Source organism: Paenibacillus sp. FSL H7-0737 (assembly GCF_000758545.1).
Lineage (GTDB): Bacteria > Bacillota > Bacilli > Paenibacillales > Paenibacillaceae > Paenibacillus_AQ.
On the sequence record NZ_CP009279.1, the window covers coordinates 1,320,163 to 1,342,891 of the forward strand.

The 22,729-nt window shown below is 43.0% G+C and carries 20 protein-coding genes, 5 tRNA genes and 1 pseudogene; 23 read left to right on the top strand and 3 right to left on the bottom strand.

The genetic code is table 11. The features are described 5' to 3' along the window. Positions 1 to 115: 115 nt before the first annotated feature. Positions 116 to 6,943 carry an S-layer homology domain-containing protein gene (locus tag H70737_RS29680; protein WP_052404182.1) on the top strand — a complete coding sequence of 2,276 codons (6,828 nt, stop codon included), beginning with the start codon at positions 116 to 118 and terminating at the stop codon, positions 6,941 to 6,943. A gap of 200 nt (positions 6,944 to 7,143) precedes the next feature. Here the strand turns inward: H70737_RS29680 and H70737_RS05755 are convergent, their stop codons facing one another. Next, complete coding sequence (locus H70737_RS05755; protein ID WP_042185510.1) at positions 7,144 to 7,575, bottom strand: Lrp/AsnC family transcriptional regulator; 432 nt, start codon at positions 7,573 to 7,575, stop codon at positions 7,144 to 7,146. Positions 7,576 to 7,701: 126 nt separating this feature from the next. Between H70737_RS05755 and H70737_RS05760 the strand changes: the two genes are divergently transcribed. The 10 genes and pseudogenes from H70737_RS05760 (at position 7,702) to H70737_RS05805 (ending at position 12,842) form a co-directional block, all read left to right on the top strand. After that, positions 7,702 to 8,454 carry an MBL fold metallo-hydrolase gene (locus tag H70737_RS05760; protein ID WP_042185512.1) on the top strand — a complete coding sequence of 251 codons (753 nt, stop codon included), beginning with the start codon at positions 7,702 to 7,704 and terminating at the stop codon, positions 8,452 to 8,454. Positions 8,455 to 8,607: 153 nt separating this feature from the next. Continuing rightward, positions 8,608 to 8,683 (top strand) — tRNA-Asn (locus H70737_RS05765). A 7-nt stretch (positions 8,684 to 8,690) separates the two neighbouring features. Then, positions 8,691 to 8,779 (top strand) — tRNA-Ser (locus tag H70737_RS05770). A 312-nt stretch (positions 8,780 to 9,091) separates the two neighbouring features. Further along, positions 9,092 to 9,553, top strand: coding sequence for a CDI toxin immunity protein (locus H70737_RS05775; RefSeq protein WP_042185514.1), 462 nt, complete (start codon positions 9,092 to 9,094; stop codon positions 9,551 to 9,553). A 96-nt stretch (positions 9,554 to 9,649) separates the two neighbouring features. After that, complete coding sequence (locus H70737_RS05780) at positions 9,650 to 9,841, top strand: hypothetical protein (protein ID WP_042185516.1); 192 nt, start codon at positions 9,650 to 9,652, stop codon at positions 9,839 to 9,841. A gap of 645 nt (positions 9,842 to 10,486) precedes the next feature. Next, positions 10,487 to 10,912: pseudogene (locus H70737_RS05785) on the top strand (GNAT family N-acetyltransferase). 48 nt (positions 10,913 to 10,960) lie between these two features. Then, positions 10,961 to 11,566 (top strand): class I SAM-dependent methyltransferase, encoded by a 606-nt coding sequence (locus H70737_RS05790; RefSeq protein WP_042185518.1) that lies wholly within the window; start codon positions 10,961 to 10,963, stop codon positions 11,564 to 11,566. Between the two features lie 234 nt (positions 11,567 to 11,800). After that, positions 11,801 to 12,259, top strand: a complete 459-nt coding sequence (locus H70737_RS05795) for a DinB family protein (RefSeq protein ID WP_042185520.1) — start codon at positions 11,801 to 11,803, stop codon at positions 12,257 to 12,259. Positions 12,260 to 12,681: 422 nt separating this feature from the next. Next, positions 12,682 to 12,753, top strand: a tRNA-Glu gene (locus H70737_RS05800). 6 nt (positions 12,754 to 12,759) lie between these two features. Further along, positions 12,760 to 12,842: transfer RNA gene (locus tag H70737_RS05805), tRNA-Leu, on the top strand. Positions 12,843 to 12,917: 75 nt separating this feature from the next. On the opposite strand, the gene H70737_RS05810 is transcribed toward H70737_RS05805, so the two are convergent. Next, on the bottom strand, positions 12,918 to 13,541 hold the full coding sequence (locus H70737_RS05810) for a nitrogen regulation protein NR(II) (protein WP_042185522.1): 624 nt from the start codon (positions 13,539 to 13,541) through the stop codon (positions 12,918 to 12,920). A gap of 229 nt (positions 13,542 to 13,770) precedes the next feature. Between H70737_RS05810 and H70737_RS05815 the strand changes: the two genes are divergently transcribed. Continuing rightward, positions 13,771 to 14,136 (top strand): helix-turn-helix domain-containing protein, encoded by a 366-nt coding sequence (locus tag H70737_RS05815; protein WP_042185524.1) that lies wholly within the window; start codon positions 13,771 to 13,773, stop codon positions 14,134 to 14,136. A gap of 83 nt (positions 14,137 to 14,219) precedes the next feature. Continuing rightward, a tRNA-Leu gene (locus H70737_RS05820) sits at positions 14,220 to 14,302 on the top strand. 176 nt (positions 14,303 to 14,478) lie between these two features. On the opposite strand, the gene H70737_RS05825 is transcribed toward H70737_RS05820, so the two are convergent. Further along, positions 14,479 to 14,958: a glutathione peroxidase gene (locus tag H70737_RS05825; protein WP_042124801.1), complete on the bottom strand. Its 480-nt coding sequence runs from the start codon at positions 14,956 to 14,958 to the stop codon at positions 14,479 to 14,481. Positions 14,959 to 15,297: 339 nt separating this feature from the next. Here H70737_RS05825 and H70737_RS05830 point away from each other — a divergent pair, with 339 nt between their 5' ends. The 10 genes from H70737_RS05830 (at position 15,298) to H70737_RS05875 (ending at position 22,713) form a co-directional block, all read left to right on the top strand. Next, positions 15,298 to 15,576 carry a hypothetical protein gene (locus H70737_RS05830; protein ID WP_042124803.1) on the top strand — a complete coding sequence of 93 codons (279 nt, stop codon included), beginning with the start codon at positions 15,298 to 15,300 and terminating at the stop codon, positions 15,574 to 15,576. A gap of 93 nt (positions 15,577 to 15,669) precedes the next feature. Then, positions 15,670 to 16,089 (top strand): thiol-disulfide oxidoreductase DCC family protein, encoded by a 420-nt coding sequence (locus tag H70737_RS05835; RefSeq protein ID WP_042185526.1) that lies wholly within the window; start codon positions 15,670 to 15,672, stop codon positions 16,087 to 16,089. A gap of 74 nt (positions 16,090 to 16,163) precedes the next feature. After that, positions 16,164 to 17,072, top strand: coding sequence for a copper amine oxidase N-terminal domain-containing protein (locus H70737_RS05840; RefSeq protein WP_042185528.1), 909 nt, complete (start codon positions 16,164 to 16,166; stop codon positions 17,070 to 17,072). 36 nt (positions 17,073 to 17,108) lie between these two features. Next, positions 17,109 to 17,543: a DUF6526 family protein gene (locus H70737_RS05845; RefSeq protein WP_042185530.1), complete on the top strand. Its 435-nt coding sequence runs from the start codon at positions 17,109 to 17,111 to the stop codon at positions 17,541 to 17,543. 187 nt (positions 17,544 to 17,730) lie between these two features. Next, complete coding sequence (locus H70737_RS05850) at positions 17,731 to 18,894, top strand: P-loop NTPase family protein (protein ID WP_042185532.1); 1,164 nt, start codon at positions 17,731 to 17,733, stop codon at positions 18,892 to 18,894. Continuing rightward, entirely contained in the window at positions 18,887 to 20,128 is a 1,242-nt protein-coding gene (locus H70737_RS05855) for a TadA family conjugal transfer-associated ATPase (protein ID WP_042185534.1), read from the top strand. Before H70737_RS05850 ends, H70737_RS05855 begins: the two co-directional genes overlap by 8 nt. Before the next feature lie 22 nt (positions 20,129 to 20,150). Then, positions 20,151 to 20,954, top strand: coding sequence for a type II secretion system F family protein (locus tag H70737_RS05860; protein ID WP_042185536.1), 804 nt, complete (start codon positions 20,151 to 20,153; stop codon positions 20,952 to 20,954). A 10-nt stretch (positions 20,955 to 20,964) separates the two neighbouring features. Then, complete coding sequence (locus H70737_RS05865) at positions 20,965 to 21,840, top strand: type II secretion system F family protein (protein WP_042185538.1); 876 nt, start codon at positions 20,965 to 20,967, stop codon at positions 21,838 to 21,840. Between the two features lie 13 nt (positions 21,841 to 21,853). Then, positions 21,854 to 22,042 carry a Flp1 family type IVb pilin gene (locus H70737_RS05870; protein WP_042185540.1) on the top strand — a complete coding sequence of 63 codons (189 nt, stop codon included), beginning with the start codon at positions 21,854 to 21,856 and terminating at the stop codon, positions 22,040 to 22,042. Beyond that, a complete protein-coding gene (locus tag H70737_RS05875) occupies positions 22,039 to 22,713 on the top strand; it encodes a TadE family protein (RefSeq protein ID WP_042185542.1) in 675 nt (224 codons plus the stop codon). The genes H70737_RS05870 and H70737_RS05875 overlap by 4 nt, the downstream gene beginning before the upstream one ends. The last annotated feature ends 16 nt before the right edge of the window (positions 22,714 to 22,729 follow it).

Here is a 22,729-nt window from a genome sequence, read left to right on the forward strand (position 1 = left end):
CTTTCGGGAGATACGTACAAATACACCTTTTTATGGATAAAATCACACATCGTTTTGTAAGCGTTACCAACTTAAGATGGAAGGGAAGTCCATATTAGGTAGAGGGGGCACATTTATGAAACGATTCAGGTCCGCGATGGCGGGTCTGCTCGCGATGCTGCTGATTTTCTCAAGCTTGCCTGTGATGGGAATCGGTAGCGGTTCCGTAGGAGCAGAAGGGGTTGGAGGAACAGGCGCAGGGCTAATTCCATCAGGGACAGTACTCATCAAGAATAAGTGGAAAAATAATTTCTTATATGAAACGTCTGATGGTATCGTGCGTTATGGCATGACCAATCCAGCGGACACATCATCGCATTGGACAGTGGAGACGGTAAATGGTCTGTCACGAATTAAGAATGTGAAGACGGGCCACTACATTACAATGTCTGGTAATAACGGCAAAGAGGATACGCTTAAGGCGGCAGATCTACAAGGATCAGGAAGTGTTACGGATCAATGGTTGATCGATACTTCCAATAGAAACGGATATATGATCATCCGAAGCGCAACAGTGCCAGAGAGTAAACTGGTTATCCACGAGGAGAATCAGCTTGGTTACGCGCAAGTAAGCTCGGATATCAATATTACGTTTGAGAGTCCGCAGTGGGCTTTTATTGATCTGAATTCAGTACCAGTAGCTGTAAGGCTGGAAAGCCGGATGCGTCCCGGTCAGGTAATGTATGAGGACGAAAAAGGAAATGTTCTCTACGGCAAACAGTCTTTGAAAAATGAAGCAGCCCAGTGGTATCTTGATCAGGGAACGGACGAAGGAACGTTGATGATTCGTAACCGTGAGACGGGTCATTATATTAAGCAGAATGAGCAGACTTGGGCAGGAGTTTTTTCGCAAGAAATCGATATGAATAATGTAAAGCTAAGTGAGTGGTTCCAAGAGAGTGCACCAGATCCAGATGGAACAGGCTTTATTACGCTTCGTAACAGTGGTTTAACTGATAGTGGGAGTCCGTTATGGCTAAATCCACAATTCAACGATGACAATAACGTGCGCTCTAACGGCTGGCCGGGATCAGCCTCTAATCCAAGTGCGCAGTGGAGCATCGTGCCAATTTCTGAATTTAAGCCGGTACGATTGGCTACTTATACAGATGCACAAGTAGCTACAGATTTTTTATATGAAGCTGCAGACGGCGAGCTTAAGCATGGCGTTATGACTTCAGAGGATGCAGATTCATCCGATTATCTATGGTATGTAGAGGATTATGATGGCAATAAGCGTATCCGTAATGCGGAAACTAATCATTATATTTCATACACTGACGGCACAGCCAAGGCTGTAGAGATCAGCGAAAGTCAGCCATCGGATCAGTGGAAATTTAAAGATTCTGATGATTATGATGATTACCTGACACTAGAAAATGTTGAGAGCAAAGACATCTATATCTCTACCTTGGGTGGAGGTAATGCTGGAGCAAATGGGGATGCGACTTCCTTGAGCGCCCAGTGGCAGCTTCTAGATCCCAATACACCGACTGATGGAACCATTCCATATTATCGAATTCAAAATGGATGGAAGTCTTTTTATTGGTATGAGTCTGCTGACGGCCTCTTGAAGTATGGAAATATGCAGAAGGATGGCTCCGATCAGTGGCTCGTGGAGAAATATAATGGCCGCAAGCTATTCAAGAATAAGAAAACAGGCCATTACATTAACACAGTGAACATGCCAGATGGCCATATTCAGGTCACTGAGCTTCCAGACAGGAATAATGTGGAGCGGGAATTTATATGGACAGGCAAAAATATTGGCGACAACACATACGTAATTAGCAGTGTTCTCGACAAGGAACCAAATAAATTCCCTGAGAAGTTCATTTCACTTCAAAATCTCACTAAATACGCCGAGTATGGTGTGATCAATCCAGGCTGGGGCAGTCCACAGTGGAGATTCGTTACTGTCACAGAGAAAAAGCAGGACTTATTCCGCTTTAAGCTAGACACTGTAAATGGGGAGGATCAGTATCTTAAAGATGGTCCTTTGCTGACTTCTCCAAATGTACTAGAGAAATTGCTAGAATCTAAGACTGTCACTGAATCTGTCTATGATTCACAGGACACTGAAGCAATGGTGCCGCAGGATAAGGTGGTGGAACCTACAATCTCTGATGCAAAAATTGCACCTCTAGCTGCTGCAAACGAGGATGTGACAGTAGGTCAGGCTACTTATGGCCCACTTGATATTAACGACGATTCCTTTGTCTGGCAGCTGCAAGAAATAGCTGGCAGCAATGGATCTGTGAAGATTAAAAATAAAGGTACTGGACGTTACCTCTCCCTGGAGCATATAGGTGGTGCAGTAGATGAGATTGAGCCTAATGTTGCCGTTCAGACATTGCAAACCGTCTATGATGTATGGGGCAGCATTAAGTGGATTGTGGATATGCAGCCTTCAGGTCTGACTACTTTCAAGAGTGGATGGGCTGGCCACTATATGTATGGGGCTTCTGACGAGAATGGGAATCCGATTATAAAGATCAGTAAGGCTCCCGATGCAGCGGATAGAAACAGTGCTCATTTTGCCGCTGAAGCCGTTGAAGCAATTGCGCCACCGATCCCTGCTTACCCTGTAAGATTTAAGAATGCAAGTAGTGGGGAGTATTTATACGAGAATGAGCACGGAGTTGTTCTGTACGGGCAGCCGTCAGCAGAGAATGGATTCTCGCATTGGAATATATCTGTGCAAGACGGCAAACAGACGATCATCAATCGAGCAACAGGCCATTATTTAACAGTGAATGGGGATTATTCTTACTTGGAGAGCAGTAATGCGGAACCGGCTATAGACGGGGCATCTGCATGGGAAGTAAGCTTGGCCTCCGATTATACGAATTACACCATTCGTAGTCTCTATGGAGAGTACGACGATGAATTAATAAACATTGCGAATAAGACGGGATATGCTGAACGGGCACTCCTACTAGAGAGTGACGGCTCAGCTCAATGGAAGCTTGAAGCAGCTCCACAGGAGTTTACTACTCCGTCTGGAGAACTGCGCAACAACAATACAACAACTCCAGTTCAGAACGATACCAACATTATAACAATCGTACCGAAAGGGACGACTGGAAAAGTATTGGCAGAAAAAGAAGGGGCAATCGTATATGCAGAAGCTTCTGATAAGACGGCTCACTCCCAGTGGATCGTTCAGGATGTAAATGGACGTAAACGCATAATGAATGTTCAGACGAAGCAATATCTTTCTTTAAATGAAGGGGATCAAGTCGTCTTGTTATCTTCCGGGGAAACAGAACGTTCCCAGTGGACGCTGGAAGAGAAGTTAGGCTACAACCTCCTGCTAAGTGCTGATAGAACGGGCTTTCTTACTCACAGCGCATCGGCGGTTCAACTTGGTTCTGCTGTGGGAACCGATAGCACTCTTTGGAGCTTCTTGCCTATCCCTACAGATGCAATTTATACAGGAGAAGAAGCATTCCAAGGCGATCATGTTATACGGTTTGCAGTCAATGCCCAGCAAGCCGGTGAATATGATGCCGTTGTTCGTTACAAGAACACTTCCAGCGCTGTTACAGATCTGTTGCTTGAGGTGAACGGCCTGAAGGAATCAGATAAAGTTAACGTGGTCAAGACTTCCTCTTGGAAGACTGTACAGGTGAAGCTGCAGCTGCGTGCAGGAATCAACACCGTTTCTCTAAGCAACGACAATATCGATTGGAATAAAGTAGGCATTGATAGCCTGACAGTAAAAAATAGCGTGAACAAAGTTTACCGCGGGGCAACAGTTCCTTATATTAGCTATGAAGCTGAGGATGCAGTGACTAACGGAACACTAATCGGTCCTTCGCGGAAATATCGCACTATGGCTTCTGAGGCTTCTGGACGACAAGCCATCGCCTTGAAGAATACTGGGGACTATATAGAGTTCAAGCTTGCAGAAGCAGCTAATTCTATTGTTCTGCGCTATTCCATTCCGGACAGCTCGGATGGTGCTGGTGCTGAAGAAACATTGACTCTATATGTAGATGGAGTTAAGAAACAGCTTAATTTGACTTCAAAATATGCTTGGGAATATGGCAGCTACCCATGGTCAAATGATCCTCGTCAAGGTAGTGGACATCGCTTCTTTGATGAAATTCATGCTCTGATTGGCGATGCTCCTGCCGGAGCAACCATTCGTTTAGAGAAGGGAACAGGAGACCAAGCGACTTCATACGTCATCGACTTGGTGGATATGGAGCAGGTAGCCCCTGAGTTGACTCGCCCTGACGGCTTTATTTCTGTAACGGATTTTGGAGCAGTAGCCAATGATGAGGGAGATGATACCGCAGCCTTTAAGGCAGCGCTTGCCGAAGCGAAGGCAACAGGGAAAGGGGTTTGGTTCCCGGTAGGTACCTTTAATGTCGGAGAGGGTCTGCTGGATCTGGATACAGCCGAAATCCGTGGAGCAGGCATGTGGTATACGGTTCTGAATGGCGCCAAATTTTACGGTCACGGTGACAAGGTTGGCGTATACGATCTATTGATTGAAGGTGGCATTAATGTACGGGACGATGAAGCGTTCACTAACGCCTTCCATGGTGCTTTTGGCCAAGGCTCGGTCATTCAGAACGTATGGATTGAACATACCAAAGCAGGCTTGTGGTTAACACAACCTATTGGTGAGAAGGCTCGTACGAATGGTCTGTATATGGCAGGTCTTCGAATCCGCAATCTGATGGCGGATGGAATTAACTTTGCTGTAGGCACTGGCAACAGCATGATGGAACAAAGTGACATCCGCTATCCAGGGGATGATGGTATTGCGATGTGGTCGTTCACAGATGCCAAATTGAATGAAGTGAATGGCGCGGAACGGACTTTTAGCTATAACAATACGGCACGTTTTAATAACGTCTCACTGCCATGGTTGGCCGATAACATTGTGGTCTTCGGTGGTAAAGATAACAAAGTTCAAGATAACGTGGTAAAAGACACTGTAACTAATGGAGCCGGGATCGCTGTATCTACCCGTTTCTCCGCAGAGCCGTTCCAAGGAACGACAATCGTTGAGCGGAATACATTGCTTCGCACAGGTAGTTATGATTCGGGCTACGGGGTAAACCTCGGTGCGTTATGGCTGTACGCTGGTGAGAGCGACCTAAAAGGAAAAGTACTCATCCGTAACAATACGGCGCTCGACAGCACCTATTCTGGCCTGATTGCCCACGGTAATCTGGAGGGAAATGCTCTCACGACGATTGATGGAGTTGTTCTGACGAATAATGTATTAGACGGTGCAGGTACGAGCGGTATAGAAGTAACGAAAAATCTGAAAGGTAACCTGCTCGTCGACAACTTGATTATTCGTGGTGAACGGATGAACCTCCTGTCCAATGCATCTCCTGAATTTAGCATCATTGAACAGAATCAAGGGATAGCCACAGCTGTTAAACCTTTCTCCATCAAGCTAGCAGATGGACAGAGCGGACCTGTTGTACTAGAACAAGGAAAGTCAGCTATTCTTCAGGTGTTGGACAAAGAAGGAGCGGATATTACTACACAAGCTACACTTAATTTTATGAGCAGTGACATTGCTACTTTTACAAACAACAGTATTCATGGAGTTAAAGCGGGAAGCACAGACTTCACGGTAACTGTTGGCAACGATAAGAGGGTGTATACAGTTGAGGTGGTGTTACCTAATGGTGGGACGGATCCTGTGGATCCGACTGAACCAACGAGTACTCCTGATCCGGCGGGGTCAGTAAATCCTGTTGCACCTGTCGCTACACCAACTCCAACACCAGCTGCTAATCATGATGCGCAGCTAAAAGCTAAGGCGACTGCTGGGCAAGCTCTTATCGAGATTTCAGCTAACGGAGAGGGTATAGCTCGCTTTAGCGCAGAAGCTTTACGCGATGCAGCAGCACTTAGCCCGAATGCGGTGCTTGTCATTGCCAGTGGCGATATGAGCTATCGCTTTCCGTTAGGACTCGTGGAGAGCGTGCTGAAAGCTGCACAAATGCCGGCAGGCACTTTAGAGTTCCAACTAAATCCGCTAAACGGAAAAGGATTGGAACAACTGCTTGCCAAGGCTAAGCAGCAAGGTTTTAATGTGCAAGGAACTCCGGCAAGTGTCACCTTAAGGGTCACAGATGGCAAAGACACTGTAGCTGCTAATGGGTTCGGCACTACGTATGTAGATCGTACATTTATGATGGAGGGAGCACTGGTTGCAAAGACGGGAGTAGTCCTTATTTACGATGAGCAGACGGGTTCCTTCCGTTATGTACCTGCATTATTCGAGATCGTAGGCGGGTTGACCAAGGTTACTGTTAAGAGCAGCAGTGCTAGCGGGATATTCGTCGTTGCACAACATCCTGTAACTTTTGGAGATATTTCTTCACACTGGGCAAAGAACGAGATCGAAACGCTTGCCAGTCGACTGATCTTGACCGGACAATCCACAGATAAATTTGCACCTCAGAATTCCGTTAGTCGTGCTGAGTTCGCAGCTATGCTAATTCGCTCTTTAGGCCTAGCCGCTGCGAACACAACGAAGACCTTCAGTGATGTGTCTGATTTATCATGGTATGCTGCAGACGCCAGAGCTGCAGCAGCCTTAGGACTGGTTCAAGGCTATGAGGATGGAACCTTCCGTCCGAACGCCCCTATTACACGGGAGCAAATAGCTGTTATGGTAGCTAGGGCACTGAAGCTGTTAAACCTTGGAGCAGGAGAATCGGGAGCTAACCCTGCGACAAATGTATTTACAGATTCATCTGCTATTTCTACTTGGGCTAAAGAGGCTGTGAATGTCTTAACAGCAAAAGGAATCATGAAAGGCCAATCGGCAGATAGCTTTGCGCCTGGCAGTGATACTAGCCGTGCAGAGGCAGCCATGATCCTAACAAGATTACTTAAAGCTGCCGGATTATTGAATTAAATTTCTACTAAAAGAGCAGCTATTCTCCAGTAATTGGAGAATAGCTGCTCTGCGTTTTTTGGACGAAGGCTGTCTGCCAGAACATATTTGGTTATTTTCATGCCAATAGCGACTAGAGGGTCCGTTAGTATGCCGAATATTCGATTATGCTGCGTAAAAGGTCAACTGGCTCCGATAGCGGCCTCATAGGCGATACAGCCTTATTTAAGCTTCCCCATCGACAAATTGACTCTGTAATTTCCGAACTTTAGCAGCTCGTCGAGAAAGATATTCAAATCCTCTTGGCTTCCGGCACGAACGCGTATCCAATAGCAGCCTTCTCCACTGACGCGATGCATTTCTTTTACGCTGTCATGCTGCTTTGCGAATGTTTGAAAGGCTGGATGTACCGTATTCGAACCTAGAAAGACCGTTATAAAGGCATTGATCGCCTCACCAACTTTATCTGGATTCCAGCGGACGGTGTAGCCTTCAATCACTCCGGTGTCCTGCATTTTGCGAATACGTGCGCCCACAGCTTGGCCTGTCATATGCACTTGCTGCCCAATGTCTCTGTGACTGATCGTGGAATCATCAATAAGAAGCTGTAGGATGCGAAAATCCACATCATCTATGGAATAAGAACTCGTCATTATTTAAAATCCTTTCTGCGTGAAAGTAGAACAGGCCAATCTCTTTCCAATCTCAATGTATTCTGTTTCAAGGTCCAACTATAATTAATTGTAGCAGAAGATATCTGAAAGAAAGAAGGGCTTACGATGAAAATACAGCATATTCGCAACGCGACCCTATGGATGGAGTATGGGGGAAGTACATTTCTGATCGATCCTATGTTGAGTGAGCAGGGCGCTAATCCTCCCATTTTTAATACGGAAAATGACCGTCGGAATCCGCTTGTATCGTTACCGGGATCAGTAGACAAATGGCTGAATCCTAATGCAATAATAGTCACGCATCTTCATCCAGATCATTGGGATGAAGATGCCGTTTCCTTGCTGCCGCATAATCTACCGTTATTTTGTCAGGAGGGGGACAAGCATACCCTAGTAGAGCAGGGATTTGAGAACGTCTCGGAAATCACCGATAAGCTGACATTCCAAGGAGTAACTATAACACGTACCGGTGGACAGCATGGAACCGGAGAGATTGGCAAGCTGATGGGGAAGGTATCCGGGTTTGTCTTTCAGGCGGAAAACGAACCAGCTGTATATTTGGCAGGAGACACGATTTGGTGTGATGAGGTGAAGATTGCACTCGATGTATTTAAACCTGAGGTAACGATCGTTAATGCTGGTGGAGCGCAGTTTTTAACCGGAGGTCATATCACAATGAATGAGCAGGATGTCGTAGACTTATGCGAATATGCTTCTTCTACTAAGGTGATCGCTGTACACATGGACGCCATCAACCATTGCCTTGTTACCCGGGATAAGCTAAAAGCTCACTTGGAGAAGGAGGAGCTACAGGATCGAGTACAGCTTCCGCAAGACGGGGAATGGTGTTACGCATAAACTAAAGGGGGGAGTGATCCCCTCTTATATCTAGCTAATGGCAGAAATAATGCATGAATTTGAAAACGATCACAAAAATTATTTTACCTGCTTGACTAGACCTTGAAATCATGATAAATTAATTCATGTTCACTTCTAATTTACTTCTAATGTTCCCTGATAGCTCAGTTGGTAGAGCACTCGACTGTTAATCGAGTTGTCACAGGTTCGAGTCCTGTTCGGGGAGCCATTTTTATGGAGAGATACCCAAGTGGCTATAAGGGGACCCTCTGCTAAGGGGTTAGACTGCGTAAGCGGTGCGTGGGTTCGAATCCCACTCTCTCCGTTCTGAATTACATAAGAAGAGCTTCCATTATGGGGGCTCTTTTTTTGTTGTGTAAAATTATTTTTTCGGTGGCTAAATTCGAATTATCAGTGATTATATTCTATATTTTGGAAGGTGAATAGAGTGAAAAAGGCGAAAGTTTACTGAAGTATACGCAAAATAGAAGACGTTTGAGAAATCGATTTTAGCATCAAATACATCAGTGGTATCCTGAATCTAGAGACTATTAGACTGTATAGGAACAGATGATTAGGTGAGTGGTAGTTTGGAGTTGTGGGAGATTGACGAAAAAATTTGAAATGAGGAAAATTCATGGATACCAAACATAGGCAGGATCGACTTCAATATCTATTACAACATCAAGACAAAAAGAATAAAAAGATTATAACAAGTTCTTTGTTTGATGAATGCATACAAACTCTTGGAAAGCAGACCCTTATATTTAGTTCAGAGAAATCAAAGGAAATATATAAAGATTTTAGTGCAGAGTATGAAATCACATTTTATGGTCGAATCGAATGGTCAAATTATGATTTTATAGAAATAACGGCAGAAGTAATAGAAAACAACACGAGATATATTGATAGATCAAAAGAGATGTATGTACTGTGGAGTCATGGCGAAGATCCAGTTATACAAACTACGTTAGAATCTGCATTAAAGAACTTAAATAATATAACTGCGGTCTCACCAGATATATGGTTTTATCGACCAAATGAATTTGTGATTGAGATCTTTCATGATGGAGTAATAAGAGGACATAAAAAATATTGAAATATTGTTTATGTGATTCATGAAGTCGTCAGCAAGACGAATTATATTCATGATCAAAAAGGCGATCATAAAAAAACATCTGTGGGAGCGTAATTAATGGATAATATATTATTGATAACATCTGGAGTTCTTCTTTTATTATTTAGTTTTTCAATGTTTATATTAATAATTCGAAGTGCAATTGATGGATCAAATATGTCAAAAAAAATGGATGTTTTAATTGATGAAATTAGAATGCTTAGAACAGAAATTAAGAACAACAAACATATAATTGATAAGAAAATTTGAGAGTGTTCCATTGAAGTAGAAACTTTCGATAGCATAGCGTCTACGCATCGTAGTCTTACTGATGGTCCACTCAAGGAATTTCGAATAGAGTTGAATCAGGAGAATAACCCTGCGAGGCTACCTACGTAAAACACATAAAGTTCATAGGATCTGCAAGGTGAAGTTTTTTTGTATGAATTCTATGCGTCTTTGAGCTTTGAAAAAAGGAAATAACCAAAAGGTGAACAAGCATTATAAAGGCGTAATCAAGGCAGAATTAACCTGCGGATAACGTCGCATTTCTGCTTCGTAAATTAACCGATGCTACGCACCTGAAGCGGCTTGGACGTCAGAAATGCATATGCATACGACTTAATCTGAAAGGGTTTTATAATGCCATATCATAATTTTATTGTTGGAATACAGTCACAAATTCATTTAGCCTTAAAACCAGAAGGTATTGATCGTTAAATGAATCACTTTGATCAAAATTCTGAGAATTCAATATCCTGGTTTGTTGAAAAATAAAGTTTGAGACAATTCGAGAGGCACAGGAATGGGTTTCTAGTGGTCACTTAAATGAGATAGGTTACTATTTATAATAGAGTGGTTAACCACTCAGAAACGTTAGTCGAAATGTTAGAGATAAACCATCAGGAGGAACTTATGTCGATTAATCCTAAGATATTTTATAGCACAAATGAAGAAACAGATTACGTCAGAAAAAAACTTATTGAATTTAACTCTAAACAAGTACCAAACGGCATTTATGAGGAGATAAATTTATGCTTGAAGGATGATAATGGAGATATTGTTGCCGGTATCAACAGTGCGATTTGTTGGAATTGGATGGAAATTGGTATTTTGTGGGTGGATGATAACTATCGTAGTCAAGGTTACGGGAAAAGATTATTGGAAGAAGCAGAGAAAGTTGCCAAAGCAAAGAAATGTACTTTTATCAAATTAGATACATTCAGTTTTCAAGCGCCCGAATTTTATAAGAAGTATGGATAAAAAGTAATTGCAACTATCGAAGATGCTCCGCTTGGAAGTAAACACTTTTACTACAAGAAGGATCTTAGCTATGATTAAGGTGGCTTGAGGAAGGCATAAACCTAAAATCAAAGGAGAGAAACAACTGTGGAGCTTTTTAAACAAATACCCTTGTACAGATTTTTGGCTTTATGTAATGAAAGTGGCATGGAAAAGACCATATTAGATTGTGGGGCAGGAGGGGATACTCCTCCACTAAGTTTGTTTGCGAATTATGGATACGCTACATATGGAATAGAGATGAATGTTGAACAAATGAACAGAGCTAATCAGTTCGCAGCAGAAAGAGGGCAGAATTTAAACATACATCAGGGTGACATGAGACAGTTGGCATTAAACGATGAGTCGATGAGTTTTGTGTATTCTTATAATTCTATTTTTCATATGAGAAAACAAGATGTGAAAGAAGCGATAAATGAATTGAAACGGGTGCTAAAACCTGGTGGATTATTATTTGTTAATTTTTTAACCCTTAAGGATTTTCGAGTCGGTGACGGAGTTGATTTAGGAGAACATCAGTATGAGCAAATGGAAGATGATGAATTAGTAATTCACTCTTATTATGATTATGATGAGGCGGACTCTATGTTTTCTGATATGCAATTAATATATAAAGAAGATCGAGTGCTTGAAAGAAAGTTTGAAGGCGAATGGATACGGCAAGGATTTATCGATTACATATATGAAAAATAGCAAATAATGCATTCACATTGCAGACCATAAGCTCTTGGATTGACAGCTTCGTTTATCTACGCTGTTCGAACGTCAGGAATGTGCAATGCTATGGGGAATTAGCGTAAATTAATAAGTACGATGGAGATCTGATAATGTCTAAATCATCTCTTGTAAAGCGGGTTACTAATATTGCTCGCAATTAAATGTGGATACTTTCAAGAGGGTTATGATGATAAAAAAGGAGATGTGCCAATGAATAACAGATCAGATTTGCTAAATCAGTTTAAGGAATGGAATGGATTTGTTCTAGAAATTATTGATTTAGATTGGAAAACATCCATCGCTGAAGGAAAATGGACAATTCATGATGTTGTTAGTCATATTATGTTATGGGATAAATACTTCTATGAATCGACGATAGAACCGATAGCATGTGATAAAGCGATAACACTTCAACTTATTGATTACGATCAATTCAATAATGATGCTGTTACATATGGTAAGACAAAAACCAAAGATGAATTAATAGAATTGACTATGAAGTATCGTAACTTACTATTAGATTGTATAAGTAGCCTTGAAGAGGGGAAATACTCGGGGAAATATGTTGACGGAAGGTTTTCCTTTGAGTCCTATTTAAAGGATTTTATATCGCATGACCGACATCATATGATGCAGATTAAAGAATTGGAATTAAAAGGGAGAATATGAACAACTTATTCTCCTTCCGTTTATCGGTTGGGAATAAGTTTTTTTTGTATGTACCAATGAGACAAATGTTATATCCAATCTAGTAGCCTCCTTAATATCTCTTGTTCTTACACAGACAGCTATACTTTCGTTTACACATCAAGGAGATATGTCTTATCATAACGGTCTTGCGGCGTGAATTTTTCTATTCGTTACGAGGATCATGGTCCTAGAAGGAAGCTTCTTTATGTTCATGAGATACACAGCGACTCCAGGGAACAATATGAGGAGATCAAGGCAAGGATTAGACGTGATTGGGATATAGAGATGATTGAAGAATCGAAGAATGCTACAGGCTGAAGTGATATGAAAAAAAGTGCTTGCCATGTCCTTATATTTCTGGTATCATAATTTTTGTTGTCACGTTAAGACAACCTTGCTAAGGCCCGTTGGTCAAGGGGTTAAGACACCTCCCTTTCACGGAGGTAACATGGGTTCGAATCCCATACGGGTCATATTATGCGGTAGTGGTGGAATGGCAGACACGCTATCTTGAGGGGGTAGTGGGTGTATACCCGTGGAGGTTCGAGTCCTCTCTACCGCATACAAATAAAAAAGTAAGAAATCCTTTGCTTCGCAGAGGTTTTCTTACTTTTTTTTATAGGGTTAGACAAGTTGATTAGTTCTTGAAGGCTCTTGCATATTGGGGATAGAGCTGTCTGACACAGTCTGGGCAAATATCATGGGTGAATTGCAGAGAAAGCTGATGTTTTAAAAAAAGTTCAATGTTGATCCATTCATCCTTAGAATTTCGAATGGATTTGCAGGAAGCGCAGATGGGGATTAACTCTTGTGTTGGCTGACATGTCGAACAGATGCTTGTGATCCCCGACATCTTAGTTCCTTCTATAAATACACCCAAATCATATAGAGAAATTATAAAAGCAGCTTCTAGATAATAATCAGAGAGCAGCGGATAGATTTCCAAACGAAAGATTCGCGTCCCTTTATAGGTGGTTTGTATGATGAACTCAGAGGTATAAATCTGTTGCTCTCTGCGGAGTATAATTTTCACCGAATCATAAAGCTTGGCCCATTGATCGGAATCGATGATCACATCTTGCAGAAGCTCCGAATAATAAGCTCCAATCCATTGTTTGTGAGGGGAGAGGCCATATTCATGACTAAATGCTTTCCACTTCCTGTTGGTGAACTGGATAACTCCTTGGCTGTTGATGACCACTGCATTGTGCGGCAGATATTCAAGTGAATGGATAATGGAAGATGATAAGCATTTTGACAAAAGTCACCGCTCCCTCCTAGAGATCCTTCGGGATGACATGTTAATTAAGGGGGTCAGACGGCATTACATCAGACACTTGTCACCTGAGCGCCTCTTATCGTCACTCTAGCCATATGATATAATCGGATAATACATAGTAACACCAATTATATACTTTTTTGCGTTATTTTGCAATAGGTAATTACTTAAATAAGTCTTTTTTTATTTTTTTGTGAAGGGCGGTTTACGGATGCAGACCATATACGAACGTATAGAGTACTTGATTAAGCAAAAAGGTCTCACCAAGAAATCATTCTGTGAGCAGTTAAATATAAGCACAGGTAATATGGGAGATTGGAAGCGTGGCAAGTCTACTCCGGGAACACATAAATTGATTGAGATCGGCGCTTTTTTTCATGTAAGTCTGGATTGGCTTATTTTAGGTAGAAATACATCTGAAATATTGAAAGAGAGCAATGAGGACTATGAATTCGGAGAAGTGAAGTTGAATGAAGGTCGAGTGGATGAATTGCGTCCAGAGGAAAAGGAATTCATTAAAGAATACCTAGCATTCACTGAATATCGTAAGCAGAAATGGGTCGACGAAAATTCTTGAATCAACGCCTTTACATTTTGGGGAAGTACATTTATAATAATGAATGTTGACCTCAAACAAAGTTTTATGTTTTATCACACCGCGCGGTAGTGGTGGAATGGCAGACACGCTATCTTGAGGGGGTAGTGGGTGTATACCCGTGGAGGTTCGAGTCCTCTCTACCGCATACAGAATGACGAAAGAAGCCTTGCGATGCAAGGCTTCTTTTTTATGCTTAACGAGCAATCGGAAAGCTGTATTTTCGTATATTGGATAATGACAAAAGGATACTGACCGCATATATCACCCAGTGGGCTGAGTGATGTGACCAGTATCCTTTTTTAAAATTTCATATTGAATGGATTATTTCAGAAGCTTGGAGATATAGGATTCGATCTGCTGAGGAGTAGTTTTAGGAGCAAAACGCTTAAGGACACGGCCTTCTTGATCCACCAGGAACTTGGTGAAGTTCCATTTCACGCTTTTTGAGCCTAGAACACCAGGTGCTTCCTTTGATAAGTATTTGAATAATGGATGTGCTTCATCACCTTTTACATCAATCTTCTCGAACATTGGAAAGGTTACCCCATAGTTAATCTCGCAGTATTCTGCAATTTCATCACTTTCGCCAGGCTCTTGGCCAGCAAACTGATTGCTTGGGAAACCAAGTACTTCGAATCCACGATCCTTAAATTTCTCGTACACTTCCTGAAGCCCTTTATACTGAGGCGTAAACCCACATTTGCTAGCTGTATTCACAACAAGGAGTACTTTACCTTTGTACTTGGACAATGATTCTTCTGCACCCCGAAGAGTGTTGACCTCAAAATCATAAATACTCATGGATGCCACCTCCTTTGTAATTCTTAATTTTAATTTAACACAATTTAATTGTACACTATTTATGAGGGTGAGCCAAATAAGAAAATTCTATGAACCATTAACGCCCATTCGGTTTATCAAATCACAGCAAAATGAATGATCATAAATTAAATGTATCTGTATATATTTTATGGAAATAATGACTGAATAAAGGCGTTGATCAGAAAAGAGCAAGAAATAGCCTCCGTGTTAGGCGTCTTTGGTTGACATCACTCTTAAAATTCTTTAATATGTCTAAGTATCTGAGAATATGTTGCGTGTGCAATTTACAACCAAAAATTTAAATAATGGGTGATGAAGATGTCTTACAGACCGAATATTACGAATGTGACCAAAGCCAGCAGCAACGATAAGGAAGGATTGTACGAGTTCATTATCAAGCTTGCTGATGGAACGGAGTGCCGTGCGTTTTATAATCGGTTTCCGGAATGGAAAATGACGAACATCAGCCGCCTGCTTAAAACTCCATGTCCAATTTGCCGCAAAGATTTCATCTGTAAATGCATGGAGGCATTCACTGCTGATTTCGAAGGACAAATGATCGGTGATCAATGGATTGAAAAGGCAATTGCTGAATAATTAAAGAACGGTACATGTTGGCGCGGGATTCTATCCCGCGTTTTTGTTTACCCAAAATATACGATACACTTATCTTTATAGGGAGGGGGAGCTATGAACGAGGAGCTGAACATTATGCAAAATAAGTCCATTGTGTTGATTGATGGGGTGTGTCATCTTTGCCAAGGTTTGATTCGTTTCATCATCCCGCGTGATCCCAAGGCTAAATTTCTATTCGCCCCTTTACAAAGTGAAATTGCCGCTAAGCTAATGAGTGAGGCTGGACTTCAACCTGGGCAGTTAAACACAGTTGTATTGCTGGAGAACGGTGTGTATTATACAGAGTCGGCTGCTGTACTGCGGATTGCACGTAGATTGAGATGGCCTTGGCCTGCTGCGTATTTCTTTATTGTAGTGCCGCGCCCAATACGGAATATCCTTTACCGCTATGTTGCAAGGAATCGTTACCGTTGGTTCGGGCGCGATGAGCAATGTCTGCTCCCAACACCGGAGATCAAACAAAGATTTTTGTAATCCGGGATTTGGCTAGATGTTATAATGTAACCATAATTTGGTATAATTAAGGACGTTTAGCGAGGGGGGAAGGGATGTTGCGAAAGGCAGGGCTTTATCTATTAATAGTTATGCTAGTTTCTTTAGGTACGATGGGAACGGTATCCGCTGATGCTAAGCTCAAGGTAATGGTGAATAATTCGAGCGTGAATTATGGCGTGCAAATCGTCTCTGGACAGACGATGGTTCCGCTGAAGGCTTTTGAGAGCTTCAAGAATACTTCTATTCAGTGGGAAGCCCGTACAAAGCAAGTAACGATCGTTAGAGACTCCATGAAGATTATGCTTGCTGTGGGTTCTCGAACGGCGTGGAAGAACTCCGAATCTGTACAACTGGATGCACCTGCTAGCATCATGGATGGAAGAGTTACAGTGCCGCTGAGATTTATTGCGGAAGCTCTTGGAGCAAGAGTAACGGTAGATGCTACTACGAATACTGTATGGGTTCAGGAACGTGCAAATGCGAAGCTTGTGCAGAATTATAATAGTAGGGACTTGGTAGTTTCCCGTATTGCTGCTTTACAATTCCCGGTTGAAGAAAGAGAACCGTCCCAATTAACGGGTGATAATGAAGCGTTGTCTATGTCGTATTATTTTCCTGAAGGCAGATCTGATGGATATTTCATAATCTATGGGCATTTTGTATCGTATTATGAGATTAAAGACAACATTAGAACAGTCGTATGGGAAGCAGATTTGGACAATTCGAAAGAGGCTGATAAAAAGGATTTTACCGCGATATTCGGACACCCCATTGCGAAGGAATATGGTAAAGCCCCTGTTTTAGCCCCATCCTATGCCTATTATTATACGAGTGTATGGGGAAGTCAGATTATTTGCGGAATCGTTAATGCGGATGGAACGACTAAAGTATCAGGGAAGTCGCTGAACTGGGAGAACAACAAGCCCTTTATTGTGGCAATTCCCGGCGAGACCAAGCTTTAAGCGCTATACAAGTCATATAAAATATGGAGATGAATTATGAATAAAGGGAAGCCCAAGGGATTTATGCGTTTTGATTGGCCTTTTCATTTTGTGACGATGCCGCTTGCTCTAATTTTGTTTGTGTGGTCGGCGATTTATGCTGTTCAAGAGATACGTGATGATGGTGCTTTAACGGTGCCATTGCTATTATTCGGGATGTCCTTATGCTTACTTTTTGCGATTACAAGAATTCGTATATATGCGACAAAAAATCAGGACCGCGTGGTGAGAGTGGAAGAGCAGTTTCGCTATTTCCGTCTGACAGGCAAAGCTTTGAATCCAGAGCTTGAAATAGCCCAAATTATAGCGCTACGCTATGCAGGTGATGATGAGTTTCCAGCACTGTGTCAGCGGGCGGTGAAGGAGAAGCTCAACCCTGCCGATATTCGGTCTGCCATTAAGATCTGGCGTGAAGATAAGATGAGAGTATAGTATCCAGCTAGTGTGCGAAAAAACTTATTGCTGCCTTCTTATATATATGCTACTATAGCTGTAAATTAAAGGAATAGTAACGGAAGCACCGTTCAATTACCGTATCCACGGTTATTGTCGGTGCTTTTTTTGCTGTCTTTTTTTGAAGAAATAATGGATTTCTTCTTATCGAAAGGAGCGTGGTTTCATGGCGGCAAGGATTGTGCTCGCAGTGCGTGAAAGTCAATATATCGAACCATTATTGCACTATCTTCATCACAGCGAGTACGGAGAAATGCTGCGTATTACGGCTTTTAGCCGAATGGATGCTTTTATCGAATTTATGAGGGGAGAGGACATCCCGGATGCTGTTGTGGGGGACTCTTCTTTTATCGAGGCTTGGCTAGTAGAGGGGAAAAGCACGGTTCCATGGGCAGTTTTGAGTGAGGATGGAGGTTATCTCGGTAAGAGTGTTAAGAGTCTGGGAGGGGGAGTGATGATTGCCAAATATCAGGCGCTTCCTTCCCTCCTTGAAGCATTTCTCCAGTTATGTGAAGTTCAGAGAGGTAGAGGATCTTCTGTGCTAGATGAAACGCTGTTGCTGGGGGTTGTCTCTGCCAGCGGCAACATGGGCAAAACAACGATAGCATTGAATATGGCGAAGCAGCTTGGTGAAATGGGCCTTTCGGTTTTCTATCTGAACCTTGAGAGTATAGACAGCAGTGGGTTGTTTCTCAGAATCCCTGCAGGTTATACGCCTGGACTAGAGCGGCTGCTATATGAAATAAAGGCCAATCGAGACAAGGATGAAGCGGATACGATCGAATTAGGACAATACTTCATTAGATATGATCACCTCCGAACTGCTGCTTTCAGACCAGTTATTAATGTGAAGGAAATGCTGCAGATGACTTTGCAAGATACGCTGGATTTGTTAGAGCGGCTGGTTGCGGAGAGAAACTTTGATGTTGTTATTGTGGACACCGGCAGCATCGAGGAAGAGCGTGCGAAAGCTGTGCTGCAGCGAAGTGGGATTTTACTTTGGGTCCTGAAAAATGATGATGTAAGCATGTATAAGACTATGAGATGGTTGTCGCATTGCACCGCTCCTAACTCTGGCATGCCCCCCTATGTGATGGAGAAGAGTAAATTTGTAGTGAATTTTGCAGTGGATCGTTTGGAAGAGTGGGTGCCTCCTGAAGGAATTATCATTGAAGGCGTATGTCCCTTTATCCCATCATGGACGCTGCAACACCGTGAGGAGCTCTTTTTGAACTCTCCACAATTTCAGCAGGAGATCATGCAGTTGTGCAAGCGGATTGTAGAGCCAGCACTCCCATTAGTTTTTACAGGGAAGAATATCCATGAATGAGGAGATGTTCAGGGCGCTGCGTAGTGAGATTCGTGCAGGGCTTGATGTGACTTCTGCAGTAGGAAACCGTGAACTTACTGGGTTTATCGAACGAACGATTCTAGAAAGTGAAAGCCTCCGTTACTTAACAGCACAGGAGAAGCATGAGTTAGTTAAGAGACTATTTGACTCCTTCCGAGGATTGGATGTGCTTCAGCCATTAGTGGATAATCCGGCGATCACGGAGATTATGATCAATAGTCATACTGAGATTTTTATAGAAGAGGAGGGTCAGATTCGTCGTCTTCCTTTGGAATTTGAGTCCAGTAGCAGGCTGGAGGACATTATCCAAACGGTAGTATCCGGTGTTAACAGGGTAGTAAATGACTCCTCTCCTATCGTTGATGCCCGGTTGAAGGATGGATCCCGTGTGAATATTGTACTTCCGCCAGTCTCACTGAAGGGACCAGCGATGACCATACGTAAATTCCCGGAGAAGCCGATGACGATGAATGAATTGGTGAGTCGTGAAGCTTTAAGTCAGGAAGCAGCAGAGCTACTGCAAATCTTAGTAGCTGCTAAATACAACATTTTTATAAGCGGGGGAACGGGCTCGGGGAAGACCACCTTTCTAAATGCGTTATCTCAGTTTATCCCTTCACAGGAGAGGGTCATCACAATAGAAGATTCTGCTGAGCTACAGATTGTAACGGTGCCAAATCTCGTTTCCCTGGAAACTAGGAACGCGAATACGGAAGGTAGAGGGGAGATTTCTATTCGAGATTTGATTCGTTCTTCGCTGCGGATGAGACCCAATCGAATTGTTGTGGGTGAGGTACGGGGAGCGGAATGCCTCGATATGCTACAGGCGATGAACACTGGACACGATGGTTCGTTATCAACGGGTCACTCTAACAGCGCGCACGATATGGTCAGTCGACTGGAGACGATGGTGTTAAGTGCTGCGGACCTACCGGTAACGGTTGTTCGTCAGCAAATCTCATCGGCGATTGATATATTCGTACACTTATCCAGGCTCCGTGATCGTTCTAGGCGAGTGATGGAGATTTGTGAGGTTGCAGGCCTGAAAGATGGTGAAGTGGTCTTGAACCCTCTATATGAATTTCGAGAGTCCGGTGAACGAGAGGGCCGGGTACAAGGAGGGCTGGTTTCTTGCGCAAACCCGCTTATGCATACAGCAAAGCTTAGAATGGCTGGTGTAACCTCCTATCCGTTATCACAGGCTGGATTCTGAATTCTAAAAGGGGGAAGAGGTAGTGTTTAAGATTAAGTTTGCTGCTGAAAAGCCTAAGAAAACTGATTCCAGAGGCCATTCATTATTGCCGGATTATACGGTATATGAGTTGACCTTGATACAGAAAACTCTGGCTATTGCAGTAGGTGGTTTGCTGCTGTTTGGAGTGGGATATCTTTTTTATCATCATTGGATACTGTCGTTACTACTTATGCCAGGTGGGCTGTATGCACCTCGTATGCTGCGTAATTATTTGCTGAAAAGACGCCGGAGTATGCTTAATTTACAGTTTAAACAGACGTTATTTTCATTGTCTTCCTCACTCTCAGCAGGGCGATCGGTCGAGAATGCTTTCCGGGAAGCGGTCCAAGACTTACGTATGCTGGACCCGGAGGGGGGCGGCGATATGATCTCGGAGCTAAATATTATCTGTACGCGCATGGAATACGGTCAGCCAGTGGAGGAAGCGCTTCGGGATTTCAGTGAAAGAGCAGGAATGGAAGATATTGAGCGGTTCGCTGACGTGTTCACTGTATGTAAACGTACAGGCGGTGATCTGGTAGAAGTAGTGCGCCGTACGTCTACGATTATTGGAGAGAAGCTGGATATTCAGCAAGATATTACTGTAAGCATTTCACAGAAGAAATTTGAAGCGAAAGCGCTGTTAATATCTCCACTAATTATGGTGATCTTTATGAGTTTGACTGCAGGAGACTACATGCAGCCCATGTACACAGGAGCGGGTATAGCCATATCGACGCTTGCATTAGTAGCTTTGTTTTTATGTTATCTCTGGACTACTAAAATAATGGACATTCCGCTGTGAAGGGGAAGAAATCATGCGATGGCTATGTGCAGTAGTCACTATATTTTTACTTGTTGTCTGGGCTCTGTTACGAATTAAATGCGGAAAAAGATATGACGGATTAAGAGAACTTCCTATGGAAGGATTACGACTTCGGAAGCTGGGTGAACCGCTGTTGCTGCTCATTGAGAAAACCGGCATTGTCAGTCGTTTTCCATCGTTGATGTTCAGGATTCAACGTTCCCTGCAGCGAAGTTATGGGATGCGTTACAGTGCAGAACGAACCCTGTTGTTCATGGGTGAGATGCTTAGCTACAGTTGGTTGCTGCTTGTGGGTGGAAGTTTGATCACAGGATTTAGCGGCGATCAGACAGGTCTGATTCTAGGTTTTTTCTTGGCGGTAGCTCTACCAGCTGCTATGGTGAGTGATTTACATAAAAAGGTGAGGGTGAGAGAGCAGAATATTATGCTCGAGCTACCAGAACTTCTGAACAGCATTGTATTGCTGGTAGGAGCAGGTGAGACCGTGCAACGGGCGATTATCCGCTGTGTGGAGAGCCACCGAGGTGATGTTAATCACCCATTGTATAAGGAGCTTAGGATCATGACCAGTGAATGGGAAGGAGGGTATTCATTTCAGCAGGCATTCGAGAATTTTAGCAAGAGATGTGCAGTGCAGGAGGTATCGTTGTTCACGACGACGGTTCTTCTGAATTATCGCAGAGGTGGAGCGGATTTTGTGTTATCGCTACGCGATCTCTCGCGGATGCTGTGGGATAAACGGAAAGCTATCAGCCGAACGCGAGGGGAGCAAGCTTCCTCTAAACTAGTCTTTCCGATGGTAGTTATCTTTTTAATAGTAATTGTACTGGTGGGAACGCCAGCATTCATGATGTTAAAAATGTAGGAGGGTGAAACTAATGATGACGACAATGTTGGGTAGCGTGAAGAATTTTTGGAAGGACGAGGAAGGCCTGGGGACACTGGAAATGATTCTGATTATTGCAGTGCTGATTGCGGTCGTTCTTTTGTTTAAGGACAAAATTCAGGAAGTAGTGGAGGCTTTGATTAAAACTGCAGGAGAAAAGAGCCAGGAAGTATTCGAGTGAAAAAGCTTAAGGACGATCGAGGCAGCTTTACTATTGAAGCTTCAATTCTACTACCAATGGTCATGTGTATTACAATGCTTCTTCTGTTCTTCTGTTTGTATAGCTACCAGAAATCTATGCTCCTGCAAGTGGCCTCAGGGGCTACTGAGCGTGCGGCTTACAATTGGGACAACAGCCACAAAGAGGTTTCTGGATCCTATGCTGCAGGTGAGTATGACTCCCTTTATTGGAGAATTGGAGACGATGCTTTACTAGCCTCTTTATTCGGCGGAGAAGCTGGAAGTGATGGCGCGACAATAGAGCTACCTGGTGAAGTGTCAGAGGAAAGTGATCTACCAGTGCTTAAACTCAGACATTCGTCCTCTATGATTCCGAATAACATGCCGGGAAATTTGAACTACGCATATTCACTTGCAGGACGGAAAGTAAGTGCTGAATTAAATCGTCTACTGCACTTACCTGGACTTGATGAAGTTTTGTCTGATGAGGCAAAGCCAACTGTAAAAACTCAATCTATCATCGCTGAGCCTGTTGAGTTTATCCGTACGGTCGACCTGATGCGTTACTTCGGGGCTAAGTTCAAGGGAGGTTCAGAGGGTACTAGTGGGTCTAGAGTCCACATGGAGAAGAAGGATGCATCCGCGATGATGACCAAGCTTCAGGATAAGTGAATATTTCCTTGCTAAT

Excerpts from the sequence above, each read along its gene's own strand:
- H70737_RS29680 (WP_052404182.1), top strand. The coding sequence starts at position 116 with ATGAAACGATTCAGGTCCGCGATGGCGGGTCTGCTCGCGATGCTGCTG.
- H70737_RS05755 (WP_042185510.1), bottom strand. The coding sequence starts at position 7,575 with ATGACGAGTTCTTATTCCATAGATGATGTGGATTTTCGCATCCTACAG.
- H70737_RS05760 (WP_042185512.1), top strand. The coding sequence starts at position 7,702 with ATGAAAATACAGCATATTCGCAACGCGACCCTATGGATGGAGTATGGG.
- H70737_RS05775 (WP_042185514.1), top strand. The coding sequence starts at position 9,092 with ATGGATACCAAACATAGGCAGGATCGACTTCAATATCTATTACAACAT.
- H70737_RS05780 (WP_042185516.1), top strand. The coding sequence starts at position 9,650 with ATGGATAATATATTATTGATAACATCTGGAGTTCTTCTTTTATTATTT.
- H70737_RS05795 (WP_042185520.1), top strand. The coding sequence starts at position 11,801 with ATGAATAACAGATCAGATTTGCTAAATCAGTTTAAGGAATGGAATGGA.
- H70737_RS05815 (WP_042185524.1), top strand. The coding sequence starts at position 13,771 with ATGCAGACCATATACGAACGTATAGAGTACTTGATTAAGCAAAAAGGT.
- H70737_RS05825 (WP_042124801.1), bottom strand. The coding sequence starts at position 14,958 with ATGAGTATTTATGATTTTGAGGTCAACACTCTTCGGGGTGCAGAAGAA.
- H70737_RS05830 (WP_042124803.1), top strand. The coding sequence starts at position 15,298 with ATGTCTTACAGACCGAATATTACGAATGTGACCAAAGCCAGCAGCAAC.
- H70737_RS05835 (WP_042185526.1), top strand. The coding sequence starts at position 15,670 with ATGAACGAGGAGCTGAACATTATGCAAAATAAGTCCATTGTGTTGATT.
- H70737_RS05840 (WP_042185528.1), top strand. The coding sequence starts at position 16,164 with ATGTTGCGAAAGGCAGGGCTTTATCTATTAATAGTTATGCTAGTTTCT.
- H70737_RS05845 (WP_042185530.1), top strand. The coding sequence starts at position 17,109 with ATGAATAAAGGGAAGCCCAAGGGATTTATGCGTTTTGATTGGCCTTTT.
- H70737_RS05850 (WP_042185532.1), top strand. The coding sequence starts at position 17,731 with ATGGCGGCAAGGATTGTGCTCGCAGTGCGTGAAAGTCAATATATCGAA.
- H70737_RS05855 (WP_042185534.1), top strand. The coding sequence starts at position 18,887 with ATGAATGAGGAGATGTTCAGGGCGCTGCGTAGTGAGATTCGTGCAGGG.
- H70737_RS05870 (WP_042185540.1), top strand. The coding sequence starts at position 21,854 with ATGATGACGACAATGTTGGGTAGCGTGAAGAATTTTTGGAAGGACGAG.